This window comes from Yoonia vestfoldensis DSM 16212 (assembly GCF_000382265.1).
GTDB classification, from domain to species: Bacteria; Pseudomonadota; Alphaproteobacteria; order Rhodobacterales; family Rhodobacteraceae; genus Yoonia; species Yoonia vestfoldensis.
Genome location: NZ_KB907977.1, coordinates 209,089 through 223,188 on the forward strand (window position 1 = coordinate 209,089; position 14,100 = coordinate 223,188).

At 60.2% G+C, this 14,100-nt stretch carries 13 protein-coding genes, 1 tRNA gene and 1 pseudogene; 10 read left to right on the forward strand and 5 right to left on the reverse strand.

Going from position 1 to position 14,100, the window contains the following annotated elements; genetic code table 11:
* Window positions 1–339 precede the first annotated feature (339 nt).
* The 7 genes from sucD to H147_RS0107010 all read left to right on the forward strand — a co-directional run bounded on the left by sucD (window position 340) and on the right by H147_RS0107010 (window position 8,763).
* Window positions 340–1,221, forward strand: a complete 882-nt coding sequence (sucD, locus tag H147_RS0106980) for a succinate--CoA ligase subunit alpha (RefSeq protein WP_019954638.1) — start codon at window positions 340–342, stop codon at window positions 1,219–1,221.
* A 76-nt stretch (window positions 1,222–1,297) separates the two neighbouring features.
* Window positions 1,298–4,258: a 2-oxoglutarate dehydrogenase E1 component gene (locus H147_RS0106985; protein ID WP_019954639.1), complete on the forward strand. Its 2,961-nt coding sequence runs from the start codon at window positions 1,298–1,300 to the stop codon at window positions 4,256–4,258.
* Complete coding sequence (gene odhB / locus H147_RS0106990; protein WP_019954640.1) at window positions 4,258–5,475, forward strand: 2-oxoglutarate dehydrogenase complex dihydrolipoyllysine-residue succinyltransferase; 1,218 nt, start codon at window positions 4,258–4,260, stop codon at window positions 5,473–5,475. The genes H147_RS0106985 and odhB overlap by 1 nt, the downstream gene beginning before the upstream one ends.
* Before the next feature lie 25 nt (window positions 5,476–5,500).
* Window positions 5,501–5,968, forward strand: a complete 468-nt coding sequence (locus H147_RS0106995) for a hypothetical protein (RefSeq protein WP_019954641.1) — start codon at window positions 5,501–5,503, stop codon at window positions 5,966–5,968.
* Window positions 5,965–6,375 (forward strand): MAPEG family protein, encoded by a 411-nt coding sequence (locus H147_RS0107000; protein ID WP_019954642.1) that lies wholly within the window; start codon window positions 5,965–5,967, stop codon window positions 6,373–6,375. The genes H147_RS0106995 and H147_RS0107000 overlap by 4 nt, the downstream gene beginning before the upstream one ends.
* Before the next feature lie 16 nt (window positions 6,376–6,391).
* A complete protein-coding gene (lpdA, locus tag H147_RS0107005) occupies window positions 6,392–7,780 on the forward strand; it encodes a dihydrolipoyl dehydrogenase (protein WP_019954643.1) in 1,389 nt (462 codons plus the stop codon).
* 146 nt (window positions 7,781–7,926) lie between these two features.
* Window positions 7,927–8,763 carry a TerB family tellurite resistance protein gene (locus tag H147_RS0107010; RefSeq protein ID WP_110570929.1) on the forward strand — a complete coding sequence of 279 codons (837 nt, stop codon included), beginning with the start codon at window positions 7,927–7,929 and terminating at the stop codon, window positions 8,761–8,763.
* Here the strand turns inward: H147_RS0107010 and H147_RS0107015 are convergent.
* Window positions 8,760–9,410 (reverse strand): GntR family transcriptional regulator, encoded by a 651-nt coding sequence (locus H147_RS0107015; RefSeq protein WP_019954645.1) that lies wholly within the window; start codon window positions 9,408–9,410, stop codon window positions 8,760–8,762. The genes H147_RS0107010 and H147_RS0107015 overlap by 4 nt on opposite strands.
* A gap of 30 nt (window positions 9,411–9,440) precedes the next feature.
* Window positions 9,441–10,172, reverse strand: coding sequence for a M48 family metallopeptidase (locus H147_RS0107020; protein ID WP_019954646.1), 732 nt, complete (start codon window positions 10,170–10,172; stop codon window positions 9,441–9,443).
* 62 nt (window positions 10,173–10,234) lie between these two features.
* Here H147_RS0107020 and H147_RS0107025 point away from each other — a divergent pair, with 62 nt between their 5' ends.
* Complete coding sequence (locus tag H147_RS0107025; protein WP_019954647.1) at window positions 10,235–10,561, forward strand: TIGR02300 family protein; 327 nt, start codon at window positions 10,235–10,237, stop codon at window positions 10,559–10,561.
* An 81-nt stretch (window positions 10,562–10,642) separates the two neighbouring features.
* Window positions 10,643–10,718 (forward strand) — tRNA-Ala (locus tag H147_RS0107030).
* Window positions 10,719–10,834: 116 nt separating this feature from the next.
* On the opposite strand, the gene H147_RS0107035 is transcribed toward H147_RS0107030, so the two are convergent.
* Window positions 10,835–11,716 (reverse strand): bile acid:sodium symporter family protein, encoded by an 882-nt coding sequence (locus H147_RS0107035; RefSeq protein ID WP_019954648.1) that lies wholly within the window; start codon window positions 11,714–11,716, stop codon window positions 10,835–10,837.
* A 30-nt stretch (window positions 11,717–11,746) separates the two neighbouring features.
* Window positions 11,747–13,396, reverse strand: a complete 1,650-nt coding sequence (locus H147_RS0107040) for a long-chain-fatty-acid--CoA ligase (RefSeq protein WP_019954649.1) — start codon at window positions 13,394–13,396, stop codon at window positions 11,747–11,749.
* 230 nt (window positions 13,397–13,626) lie between these two features.
* Here H147_RS0107040 and H147_RS0107045 point away from each other — a divergent pair, with 230 nt between their 5' ends.
* Window positions 13,627–13,950 (forward strand): hypothetical protein, encoded by a 324-nt coding sequence (locus H147_RS0107045; RefSeq protein ID WP_019954650.1) that lies wholly within the window; start codon window positions 13,627–13,629, stop codon window positions 13,948–13,950.
* 50 nt (window positions 13,951–14,000) lie between these two features.
* Here the strand turns inward: H147_RS0107045 and H147_RS21340 are convergent.
* A pseudogene (locus H147_RS21340) lies at window positions 14,001–14,100 on the reverse strand (ATP-binding protein); the annotation flags it as partial.

Below are 14,100 nucleotides of genomic sequence, written 5' to 3' on the forward strand. Positions count from 1 at the left end.
CCTTGCAGGGCGCGGTTCAAACTATTGTGGTTTCACAATTCGGGGAGACGCTGAAACTGCCCGACTGGCAAACGAAGCATTCCAAAGCGCCTTTATGTCTCGCGGTTACGAGATGGAAGAGAGAATTGACATGCATGGGAGAAACACCGAGCGCGCAGTCAAATCCGGTGTTGAATTTGTTGCTTACTCAAGTAGGCGCGACTCTACAAACGGCGTGACTACGGTTAGGTCCGCATACTTTAGAATGTGAAAGTACATGCCTAAAGTAAGATAAACAACGAAACGCCTATCTATTTCGACGATGTCGAAAAATAGCCGACTTGCAAAGGAGCCACCAACATGGCCATTCTCGTCAACGAAAACACCCGCGTGATCTGTCAGGGCCTGACCGGCTCTCAGGGCACGTTCCACACCGAACAGGCGATTGCCTATGGCACCAAGATGGTCGGCGGTGTCACCCCCGGCAAAGGCGGCAGCACCCATCTGGACCTGCCCGTCTTCAACTCGGTCCACGAAGCCAAACACGTGACCGAAGCCAATGCGAGCGTGATTTATGTGCCGCCGCCATTCGCCGCCGACTCGATCCTCGAGGCGATCGACGCCGAGATGGAGCTGATCATCTGCATCACCGAAGGCATTCCCGTGCTGGACATGATGAAGGTCAAGCGCGCGCTGGAAGGGTCGAAATCCCGCCTGATCGGGCCGAACTGCCCCGGTGTCATCACGCCCGACGCCTGCAAGATCGGCATCATGCCGGGCCACATCCACCGGCGCGGGTCGGTCGGGGTTGTGTCGCGGTCGGGCACACTGACCTATGAGGCCGTGAAGCAAACGTCCGACTCCGGCCTTGGCCAATCGACGGCTGTCGGTATCGGCGGCGATCCGATCAAAGGGTCCGAACATATCGACATCCTCGAGATGTTCCTGGCCGATGAAGAAACACATTCGATCATCATGATCGGCGAAATCGGCGGGTCCGCCGAAGAAGACGCCGCGCAGTTCCTTGCCGACGAGCGCAAGAAAGGCCGTTGGAAACCGACAGCCGGTTTCATCGCAGGCCGCACCGCCCCTCCGGGCCGCCGCATGGGCCATGCCGGTGCGATCGTTGCTGGCGGCAAAGGCGACGCCGAAAGCAAGATCGAGGCGATGAAATCCGCAGGGATCATCGTGGCCGACAGCCCCGCCACGCTGGGCGAGGCCGTGCTGAAAGCGATCGGGTAAATCGGGGTTCGCCCGACGCCCACTTTACGGCGGGGGCCAGCCCCCGCCGGACGACATTCAACAAAGGTCCCCTGTCATGAACGACCACTCTCCCAACGACCTGTTCCACGCTTCCAGCTTTTTGCAGGGGCATAACGCGGGTTATGTCGAACAGCTTTACGCGCGCTACGCGGACAATCCGGGGGCGGTCGATGAAAGCTGGCAGGCATTTTTCCGCAGCCTTGGTGATGCGCCCGCCGATGCGCAGGCCGAGGCCGCAGGGCCAAGCTGGGCGCGCCGCGACTGGCCGCCGGTGCCCAATGACGACCTGACCGCCGCATTGGATGGCCAGTGGCCTGCGGAACCTGCCGCTGCCGCCGAAAAGATAAAGGCGAAGGCGGCCGAAAAAGGCGTGAGCCTAGACGCCAATCAGGTCCGCAATGCGGTGCTCGACAGCATCCGCGCGCTGATGATCATCCGCGCCTACCGCATTCGTGGCCATCTGATCGCCGATCTTGACCCGCTGGGCATGCGCGAAACCGTGCCGCACCCCGAACTCGACCCTGCGAATTACGGCTTTACCGCCAAGGACATGGACCGTCCGATTTTCATCGACAACGTGCTTGGGCTGGAAGTCGCGACGATGGCCGAGATCATGGCCATCGTGCAGCGCACCTATTGCGGCACCTTCGCGCTGCAATACATGCACATCTCCAACCCCGAAGAAGCGGGTTGGCTGAAGGAACGCATCGAAGGTTACGGCAAGGAAATCTCGTTTACCCAAACGGGGCGCAAGGCGATCCTGAACAGCCTTGTGCAGGCCGAAGGGTTCGAAAAATTCCTGCATGTCAAATATATGGGGACCAAGCGTTTCGGCCTTGATGGTGGCGAAAGCCTGATCCCTGCGATGGAACAGATCATCAAGCGCGGCGGGCAGTTGGGCCTTGAGGATATCGTCATCGGCATGCCGCACCGTGGACGTTTGTCGGTGCTGGCGAACGTGATGCAGAAACCTTACCGCGCGATCTTCAACGAATTTCAGGGCGGGTCGTTCAAGCCTGAAGAAGTCGACGGGTCTGGCGATGTGAAATATCACCTTGGTGCCTCGAACGACCGCAGTTTCGATGACAACACCGTCCACCTGTCGCTGACAGCCAACCCCAGCCACCTCGAGGCAGTGAACCCCGTCGTGCTCGGCAAGGTCCGCGCCAAGCAGGACCAGAAGAACGACACGGCCAAGACCAAGGTCATGGCGATCCTGCTGCACGGCGATGCGGCATTCGCGGGCCAAGGCGTTGTCGCCGAAGGGTTCGGCCTGTCCGGCCTGCGCGGGCACCGCACAGGTGGGACGATGCATATCGTCGTCAACAATCAGATCGGTTTCACCACCGCCCCGCATTTCAGCCGCTCCAGCCCTTATCCCACCGATATCGCGCTGATGGTCGAAGCCCCGATTTTCCACGTCAACGGGGATGATCCAGAGGCTGTGGTGCACGCTGCCCGTGTGGCGACCGAATTCCGCCAGAAGTTCCACAAGGATGTGGTTCTGGACATCATCTGCTACCGCCGCTTTGGTCACAACGAAGGCGACGAGCCGATGTTCACGAACCCGGTGATGTACACAAAGATCAAGAAACAAAAGACTACGCTGACGCTTTATACCGAACGGCTGGTCAAGGACGGCCTGATCCCCGAAGGCGAGATCGAGGATATGAAAGCCGCGTTTCAGGCCCATCTGAACGAGGAATTCGAGGCCGGCAAAAACTATAAACCCAACAAGGCCGACTGGCTGGACGGGCGCTGGTCGCATCTCGACCGGATGAAGGAGAAGAAATACCAGCGCGGCAAGACCGCCATTTCCGACGACACTTTTGCCGCCGTCGGCAAGGCGCTGACGACCGTGCCGGACAATTTCCCGACGCACAAGACCATCGACCGCCTGCGCGACGCCAAGGCGCAGATGTTCGACAGCGGCAGCGGCATCGACTGGGCCACTGGCGAGGCGCTGGCGTTTGGGTCGCTCCTGCTCGAAGGGTTCCCCGTCCGTCTGTCCGGTCAGGACAGCACGCGCGGCACGTTCAGCCAGCGGCATTCCGCCTTTATCAATCAGGAAAACGAAGACCGCTATTACCCGCTGAACAACATCCGCGAAGGACAGGCACGCTATGAGGTCATCGATTCGATGCTGTCCGAATATGCGGTCCTCGGCTTTGAATACGGCTATTCGCTCGCCGAACCCAACGCCCTGACCATCTGGGAAGCCCAATTCGGCGATTTCGCCAACGGCGCGCAGATCATGTTCGACCAGTTCATCAGTTCCGGTGAAAGCAAGTGGTTGCGCATGTCGGGCCTCGTCTGTCTGCTGCCGCATGGCTATGAAGGGCAAGGGCCGGAACATTCCAGCGCGCGTCTGGAACGGTTCCTGACCATGTGCGGCGGCGACAACTGGATCGTGGCCAATTGCACGACGCCGGCCAATTATTTCCACCTGCTGCGCCGCCAGCTGCACCGCACCTATCGCAAGCCGCTGATCCTGATGACGCCGAAATCCTTGCTGCGGCACAAACTGGCCGTGTCCAAGAAAGAGGAATTCACGACAGGATCCAGTTTCCACCGCGTTCTGTGGGACGATGCACAATACGGCAATTCCGAAACCAAGCTGGCTGCGGATGACAAGATCAAGCGCGTGGTGATGTGTTCGGGCAAGGTCTATTACGACCTGCTGGAAGAACGCGATGCGCGCGGGATCGACGACGTCTATATCCTGCGGTTCGAACAATTCTATCCCTTCCCCGCCCAGTCCGCGATGAAGGAACTGCAACGGTTCCAGAACGCGGAAATGGTCTGGTGTCAGGAAGAACCCAAAAATCAGGGGGCATGGACCTTTATGGAACCCAACCTTGAATGGGTGCTGACCCGCATCAAGGCAAAACATACCCGCCCCGTCTATGCCGGTCGCGCCGCCGCCGCGAGCCCTGCAACCGGTCTCGCGAGCAAGCACAAAGCAGAACAAGAAGCGCTGGTTGACGATGCGCTGACCATCAAAGGAACAAAATAATGAGCACCGAAGTCCGCGTCCCCACGCTTGGTGAATCCGTGACCGAGGCCACCGTCGCCACATGGTTCAAGAAACCCGGCGATGCCGTTGCCGTCGACGAAATGCTGTGCGAACTGGAAACCGACAAGGTCACGGTCGAGGTGCCAAGCCCCGTCGCCGGCACCCTGTCCGAAATCGTCGCCGCCGAAGGTGAAACCGTCGGCGTCGATGCGCTGCTGGCGCAGATCGCTGAAGGTGCCGCAGCCGCAGCCCCTGCGAAAGAGGCTCCGAAAGTCGCACCCGCGCCGGAAGCTGCCGCCACCCAGACCGATGCTGGCCCCGAGGATACCAAGCTGCGCGATCCCGAAGACGCGCCATCCGCCAAGAAACTGATGGCTGACAACGGTCTTTCGGATGTCAAAGGCAGCGGCAAGGACGGCCGCGTGATGAAAGAGGACGTGCTGAAAGCGCTGACCGCGAAATCCGACGCCCCCGCCTCTGCCTCGGCCCCCCGCGCGCCTGTGGCCGCCAGCGACGAGGCCCGCGAAGAGCGCGTCAAGATGACCCGTCTGCGCCAGACCATCGCCAAGCGGCTGAAAGACAGCCAGAACACCGCCGCGATGCTGACCACCTATAACGAGGTCGACATGACCGAGGTGATGGCGCTGCGCGACGCCTACAAGGACCTGTTCTTTAAGAAACACGGCGTGAAACTGGGCTTCATGTCCTTCTTCACCAAGGCCTGTATCCACGCCCTGAACGAAGTCCCCGAAGTGAACGCCGAAATCGACGGCAATGATGTGGTCTACAAGAACTACGTCCACATGGGAATCGCCGCAGGCACGCCCACGGGTCTTGTGGTGCCGGTGATCCGCGACGCCGACCAGATGTCATTCGCCGCCATCGAAAAGGCAATCGCCGAAATGGGCGCCAAGGCCCGCGACGGCAAACTGTCGATGGCCGAAATGCAGGGCGGCACCTTCACCATCTCCAACGGTGGGGTTTACGGCTCGCTGATGTCCTCGCCCATCCTGAACCCCCCGCAGTCGGGTATCCTTGGCATGCACAAGATCCAGGACCGCCCGATGGCGATCAACGGTCAGGTGGTGATCCGGCCGATGATGTATCTGGCGCTGTCCTATGACCACCGGATCGTGGACGGCAAAGGAGCCGTGACCTTCCTTGTGCGTGTGAAAGAAGCGCTGGAAGATCCGCGCCGGCTGTTGATGGATTTGTGAGCTGGCGGCTGTCGGGAATGGTAAAATGACAAATGTCGATACCGCCAAAGTCTTCTTTGGAGTTGTATTGAAGCAACTTCAGGCCTCATTCCCGGCAGCGTATCATATCACATACCTTGATATCTGGCCTGAATTTGAAAGTCTCGCCAAGGACGGAGTCTTAGCGCTCAAGTACAACCGGCGGCACCGCGTTCTTACGGTCACTGAAGCGTCGGAGAACGAAGAATTGAGGAAGCTGTATACTAAGCAAATGCTGCTATGGATGGTTGATGAGGACTACATCAGGCCAGATCCAACCAGCGGTTATAAGCTGGATTACGTTTTGTCTTCTAAGTCGTTAGCAGTATTAAACTTGAATCTTTCCGACAAAGAGGACACCATCGGTAACACTCTAAAACGCCTTGTTTCAAGCGCGGGTGACAAGGCTACGGGAGAAGTCATTTCCTTGCTTATCGGTAAAGCATTTGCAGCAACACAGGGAATGGCTCAATGACCCCCGAACTGACCGTCCTCGCGCTCGCCGGCCTGCTGCAAGGGGTGCAATTCGTCCTGATGTCGGTGCCTGCCAATCTCGAGCTTGGGCCCGGCAAGACGGCCGGGCCGCGTGACCCCGGCCGCCTTGGCAAGCCCCTGATCGAACAGGTCAGCCCCAAGACGGGCCGTCTGTTCCGGGCGCTGAATAACCATTTTGAAGGTTTGATCCTGTTCACACTGGCCGTTGTCGTCGTTACGCTGGGCGACAAGGCGACGGGTCTGTCTGCGGTCTGCGCCTGGGTCTACCTTGGCGCGCGGGTCCTTTATGTGCCTGCATATTATTTCGGCCTGACGCCCTGGCGTTCGGTGATCTGGCTGGTCGGCTTTCTGGCCACCATGCTGATGATCGTCTCGGCCCTTATCTAAATCTGAAGGAGTTTCCATGTCCAGCTATGATGTCATCTTTATCGGGTCCGGCCCCGGCGGCTATGTCGGCGCGATCCGCGCGGCACAACTGGGCCTCAAGGTCGCCTGCGTCGAAGGGCGCGCCACCTTGGGCGGCACCTGCCTGAACGTCGGCTGCATCCCGTCCAAGGCGCTGCTGCACGCCACGCATATGCTGCACGAGGCGGAACACAATTTCGCGGGCATGGGGCTGAAGGCCAAGGCACCCACGGTCGACTGGAAACAGATGCTGACCTACAAGGACGAAACCATCGCCCAGAACACCGGCGGCATCGAATTCCTGTTCAAGAAAAACAAGGTCGACTGGATCAAGGGCTGGGCCACCATCCCCGAAGCGGGCAAGGTCAAGGTCGGCGACGACGTGCATGACGCCAAGCATGTCGTGATCGCGACCGGGTCGCAGGCGGCCAGCCTGCCGGGTATCGAGGTGGACGAAAAGATCGTCGTCACATCGACCGGCGCGCTGGAGCTTGGCAAGATCCCCAAGACGATGGTCGTGATCGGTGCCGGTGTCATCGGGCTGGAACTCGGGTCGGTCTTTGCCCGCCTTGGCGCGGAGGTGAACGTGATCGAATATCTCGATGCGATCACGCCCGGCATGGATGCCGAAGTCGCGCGCCAGTTCCAGAAGGTGCTGACCAAACAGGGGCTGAAATTCACCCTTGGCGCCGCCGTGCAGGGCGTCAGCGTCAAAGGCGGCAAGGCGACCGTGACGTTCAAGCTGCGCAAGGACGACAGCGAACATGAAATGACCGCCGACACCGTGCTGGTGGCAACGGGCCGCAAGCCATACACCGACGGTCTGGGGCTGGCCGATTTGGGTGTGGAGCTGACCGAGCGTGGCCAGATCAAGACGAACGGCAGCTTTGCGACCAATGTCGCGGGCATCTACGCCATCGGTGACACGATCACCGGCCCGATGTTGGCCCACAAGGCCGAAGACGAAGGCATGGCTGTCGCCGAAATCCTTGCAGGCCAGCATGGCCATGTGAATTACGGCGTGATCCCCGGCGTGATCTACACCCACCCCGAGGTCGCCAATGTCGGCGAAACCGAAGAATCGCTGAAAGCGGCGGGGCGCGCCTACAAGGTCGGCAAATTCCCCTTCATGGGCAATGCGCGGGCCAAGGCGAACCATGCCGCCGAAGGCTTCGTCAAGATCCTTGCCGACAAGGAAACCGACCGCATCCTCGGGGCGCATATCATCGGCCCGATGGCGGGTGACCTGATCCACGAAATCTGCGTCGCGATGGAATTCGGTGCCGCGGCCGAGGATCTGGCCCGCACCTGCCACGCCCATCCGACCTATTCCGAGGCCGTGCGCGAAGCGGCACTTGCCTGCGGCGACGGCGCGATCCACGCCTGATTGTTGCGCTGCGGCGATGATTTAACCATCATCGCCGCAGCCTGCGCGGCGCAAATGCCGCTTTCGTGGACCCAATCCACCACATCCGCGCCACAATCGTTTCGTTAAGTCTGTCTTCATTTATTGTGATGAAACGCGGGTCAACGATGCAGAAGATCTGTCTTGCGGTATTGATATGGGTTGGCCTGACAGCCCCTGCGCAAGCATTTATCGGCGATTCCGGCTATTTCGATGGGCTGGAATATGTGGCCGAAACCCGTATTCCCGGCCCTGCCGAAACGCCGTTGTCGCTGTGCCATACGACCTATGATTTTCGGGTGCTGGGTGTCACACTGTCCCGCCGGATCACGGGCTATGCGCTATCATCGGATGGCTGCACGACGGTGCCGGACAGATTGTTCACGGCCGAACAAATGGCGACCGCGCAATCCCTTGGGCTGGTCGCTGACGACATTCCGCCGCTTGACGCCAACGACCTCCAACGCAGCCTGCGCAATTACGGGCTTTGGGCTGCAATCGGTCTGGCGCTGGTGGCGGTCATGATCCGGCGTGTCAAATCGCTGCTGGGCTTCGATCCGACTGCCCCGATGCGCAAGAAGGCAGCGACACGTATCCTGTCAGCGATGTGCCATGTGGGCAAATGCGACGGGATCGTCGCCTCGGCCGAAGTGGCGCTGATCGGCGATACGATTCAGCGCCTGACCAGACGCAGCTTTGCCGCCTCCGAGATCATGCGCTTGGTCGACCACATCGACATGACCCTGCAACCCCAGGATTACATCGCCTTTGGCAAGGGCCTGCGCGATCACGAAAAGGACGTGATGATGCGCGGCGTTCTGTCGATCGCGATCGCAAGCGGCCGCATCTTTCCGGCAGAATATGAATTCGCCACAAACCTTGCCCATGGCCTCGGGATGCCGGGCGAGGATTTCCGCCGCGTGCTGGATCTGGCCATCGCGGATATGAACGCGCGCGGCACCTAGCCTTTGAGCATCCGCAAGCCCTGCGTCACATCCGTGCGGATCGCCAGACGCAGGCCCGGTTCATCACCGGCCTTCAACGCCCCAAGGATCAGCTTGTGATGATAGGGCGGTTCCTTGCGGTTCAGCCGCCCGTAAAGCGCCCGCATGGTCGGGCCCAGTTGCAACCAGACCGTTTCGGTCATCGCCAGCATCGCAGGGGCCTGCGCGCGCAGGTACAGCATCCGGTGAAATTCAAGGTTCATGCGGATATAGCCCGTCGCGTCATGCCGCGCGACCATCTGGCTGACGCCTTGGTTGATCGTCTCCAACCTCTCGATCAACGCGAAATGCGCGCGCGGCAGGGCGCGCGAGGCCAGTTCCGGTTCCAGCATGGCGCGCAGGGTCGCCAGCTCCTCGATCCGTTCGTTGGACAGGGCGGGTGTGGACACACGCCCGGATGACGACAGGAACAAGGCCCCTTCCGCGACCAGCCTGCGCACTGCTTCGCGCGCGGGGGTCATGGACACGCCGTAGGTCTTGCCGATGCCGCGCAGGGTCAGTGCCGCACCGGGCGCCAGTTCGCCATGCATGATCTGCGTGCGCAAGGCGCGGTAAACCCGTTCATGCGCAGAGGTGTTTGAATCGACCGGACGGGGCTGGATCAGCATGGGAATATGTGATCACAAAAATCTGCCGCGTCAATCGTCGAAACGCAGGCGGTGCAGGCTTTCGCCATGATCGCGCAGCCATTGCCGGTGCCGGGCATGATCAGGGCAAAGCCGCGCCACCACGGCCCAGAATGCGGGCGCATGGTTCATCTCTTGCAAATGGGCGACCTCGTGCGCGGCCACATAATCCAGCACGGCAGGCGGCGCCATGATCAGCCGCCATGAATACATCAGCACGCCTTTGCTGGAACAGGACCCCCAGCGCGACCGTGTGTCCCGGATCGCCAGCGTGGTGTAACTGACCCCCAGCACTGCGGCATGCCGGTCCGATGCCTCGGCCAGCGCATCACGCGCAATCGCACGCAGCCGCGCACGGATTGGCGCCGCTGCGGGGCGGTGCGGCGGCACTTCGATCCGGTCATCCAGAAACCGGACCCGCGCGCCCGCCACCACCGGCAGCCCCCTGCCCTGCACCGGCACGACCGATCCGATGCCGACCGCTTCTGCCGGACCGATCCGGTCCAGATGCCCGCGCAGCCAGGTTTCCTTGTCGCGCAGAAAGGCGATCCCTTCACGATCCGGCAGGCCGGACGGCATCGTCAGCGTCACCCGCCCATCCAGGCGCGACACCCGCAACGACAGCCGCCGCGCCTGTGCCGATTTGCGCAGTGTCACGTCAATCGGGGGGTTGCCATGCAACGTGTGACGGCCCATATCCAGCTTTCTGTAATCGCCCGCGCCAAAGCCTTTGACACCTGTCAATGCTTATGGCAGTTGGCAGCGATCCCCCGCAAGGGGCGACCAAGTTTTTGAAGGGATAGCCTATGCCTAAGGAAGAATGGGGCACAAAGCGCCTTTGCCCCGAAACCGGCAAACGCTTTTACGACCTGAACGCGACACCGATCATCAGCCCCTACACGGGCAAAGAGGTGGCGATCGACACATCCAAGACCCGCACCATGGTGGCGGATGCCGAGGATCTGCAATCCAAGAAAGCGCGCGACGTCGATGACGAAGACGATCTGATCCTCGACGACGAAGAGGAAGACGATGTCGATCTGGGCGATGACGTGCTCGAAGATGACGACGACGAAGACACTGTGTCCTTCGACGATCTGGGCGATGTCGCAGCCAAACCCGACGACGATTAAAAGCTGATCCCCGGGCGCGATTTGCACTTGATCTCGCCCGGTCTGCTGCCTAAACAGCGGCACGCAACGCCGGTTGCACAGGGGGCCATAGCTCAGATGGGAGAGCGCTTGCATGGCATGCAAGAGGTCAGGGGTTCGATTCCCCTTGGCTCCACCACTTCACCAGAACATGATGTGATCTCGTCGAAGGCCGAAGACCGGGTCCGCCCGCGTCTTCATGTTTCGAGTCCAAGTATCCCCGCCGGAGGCATCAAACCTTTTTTGACGCCGCCCTCACAACAACCCGTTGGGCAGCGGCTGTTCGGCCGCCGTGTTGATCCGCCGGAACCAGAGCGTCAGCGCCGCCGACGTCATCACGATGAACAGTGAATAAAGCGCGGGAACAGCCATGATCGCCTGCGCCTCGGTCCCGGCAAAGGTGAAGGCGATGATCGCGATGGCCAACGGGCCGTTCTGAATCCCCGTCTCCAGCGCCACAGTCCGGGCGTTGCGTGGATGCAGTTTCAGCAGCTTGGCAAAACCGTAGCCGATGGCAAACCCGAACACGCCCAGCATGATCGACGCAAAATAGGTGCCCCAGGTGGTCGCAAGCAGGAATTCCCAGTTGCGCGGAATCCACGACACGATCAGGAACAGGATAAACACAAGCGCAAGAAGCGAGCCGAAAAACTCGGTCACGGCCCCCACATTTGCGCTGAACTTGCGCAAGACCATCCCGATGGCGACGGGTACCAGCAGCAGGATCAGCGTCACGATGATATTCTCGCGCGGGATATCAAGATCCAGCGCACCGGCATAAACAACCAGCACGATGGGGATCAGGATCACCCCGAAGACCGTCGATGTCACGGTCATCAGCACCGAGAGCGCCAGATTCCCCTTCGAGAAATAGGCGAAGATATTCGACGTGGTCCCGCCCGGCATACAGGCCATGATCAGGATGCCGATCTTGATCGGGTCCGACACCGGCAGGGTCGTGGCCAGCACGAAACCGATCAGCGGCATGAACCCAAATTGCGAGATTACCCCGACGCCGAGACCATAAGGCCGCTTGAGCGCAAGCGCAAAATCACGCGGGGTCAAAGACGCACCCATCCCCAGCATGATCACGAAAATCATCAGCGCCAGAACGGCCTGTTCGAGTGGGCCGACCATGTTACACGATCCCTTTCAAAAACACCCGCATCACGCCGCCTGCGCCTTTTCCTGCGCGCGCAGATCCTTGCGCAGTATTTTTCCGACGTTGGATTTCGGCAATTCGTCACGGAATTCCACGAATTTGGGCACCTTGTAGCCAGTCAGGTGGTCCTTGCAGTAGGCGCGCAGGTCGTCCTTGCTCAGGCCCTCGTTGCGACTGACGACATAGGCCTTCACCGCCTCGCCCGCCGCACCGTCCGGTACGCCGATCACGGCGACCTCGACCACATCGGGGTGGGCGGCGATGATATCCTCGATCTCGTTGGGATAGACGTTGAAGCCCGACACAAGGATCATGTCCTTCTTGCGGTCCACGATGCGGAAATAGCCATCCGCATCCATGATCCCGATATCTCCGGTCAAAAGCCAGCCGTTCTGGACTGTCTTGGCCGTCTCTTCGGGTTTTCGCCAATAGCCGAGCATGATCTGCGGCCCCTTGGCGATAAGCTCGCCGGGTTCGCCCTGCGGCACGTCGGCCCCGTCTTCATCGACGCAGCGCAGATCCGTGGAAGGGATCGGCACGCCGATACTGCCGTGCCGGACCTGCCTGAACGGGTTGAAGGTCAGCACAGGCGAGGATTCGGTTAGCCCGTAGCCTTCGAGCACGGGTTTGCCTGTCACCTGTTCCCAGCGTTCGGCCACGGATTTCTGCAAGGCCATCCCGCCGGCCGAGGCGAATTTCAGGTGCTTGGGTGGCGTGTCGAGAAACCAGACCTCGTTGTTGAGCCCGTTGAAGAGCGTGTTCACCCCGCTGATCCATGTGATCTTGTAATTCTCGAAGGCACGCTTGAGGTTCGACAAAGGGCGCGGGTTCGGGATCAGGATGTTGCGCGCGCCGATGGAATAAAACCCGAGGAAATTCACCGTAAAGGCAAAGATGTGATAAAGCGGCAGCGCGGTCAGCGCCACTTCCTTGCCCTTGTCCAGATTGGTGATCAACGACATGGTCTGCACCATGTTCATCAGGATATTGGCGTGTGACAGCATCGCGCCCTTGGACACCCCCGTCGTGCCGCCGGTATATTGCAGGCAGGCCACGTCATCGGGGCTGATTGCGCTGCGGTAAGCCTCGATTGCGTTGTGCAGGCTGTCGTGTTTCGCGCGCCCCGCCGCGATCGCATCGGGCAGGCGGATATGGGGGATGCTGATCGGCAGCACGGATTTGTCCCAGTGTTTCTGCACCAGCCCCACGATCATCTTGGGCAGGCGCGGCAGGTATTCGGCGACGCGCGTGACGATGACGGTCTTGATCGGATAGGTCTTGACCGCCTCGGCCAGTTTGTCGGCGAACATGTCCACCACGATAACGGCGGCGGGTTCGGCGTCGATGAACTGCTTGGCCATTTCCTCGGCGGTGTAAAGCGGGTTGACGTTGACCAGCACGCAGCCCGCCTTGAACACCGCCATCGCCGCGACCGGATAGGACAGGCAATTGGGCACCTGCACCGCCACACGGTCGCCTGCCTGCAACCCTGCAACGTCGCGCAGATAGACGGCAAGCGCATCAGACATTTCATCGGCCTGCCGGAACGTCAGCGTGCCATTCATGCCGTTGGGCAAAACAGTCGTAAAGGCGGGCAAGTCGCCATAGACAGCAGCGGTCGAGGTGATGAAATCGCCAAGGCTCCGGTATGGCATGTCGTCGATCGAGCTTGGAACGGACGGGCCGTAAAAGGCCGTCCACGGACGGTCATTCCCCAAAGTGCTTCCTCCCAAAAGCGTTTCAATGAGCGTAGCGAGATTATTTTCTTTGTGAAGCCGATGATTTATCATGGACGTTACGTCGCGACACGCGGCCACCCGCCTTGGGCTGGACGGGGCAGGTTAATCCGCGTGACTCTTGCCGACGGATATGGGACGCAATAACCATGACCTATACGACACCGATCCTGCTGACGGGCGACCAGATCGCTTCGGTCGCTGGACAGCCGACGAACCCGCCTGGTATCAACCCCGGCAATCCGAATTTCGGTATGGTCATGAACGGTGTCACCGCGCTGGGTGGACCGGACGACATCTACAGGCTTGTCTGGTTCCAGAACACCAATACCAACGACACGTTTTTCAGAAATGGCCAAGGCTGGCGGCTGGAGCGTTACACAGGCACCAACGACCCCGCGACAGACACCGGCAACTGGTCCAATGTCCCGGGAATCGGCAATCTCGGGCTGTTGATTGTCACTGAGAACTGACCCGGCATTTTCATCGAGATCTGACCCACCCAGTCGTTATGATCTGCGTATTATGATGGCGTCAATGGTGGTGTCTCCTTTCGCTTTTTCTTGGCTGTTTCGGAGCTGGCCTTGAAGCGGTAGCTGTCATTGCCGGTTTCGAGGATGTGG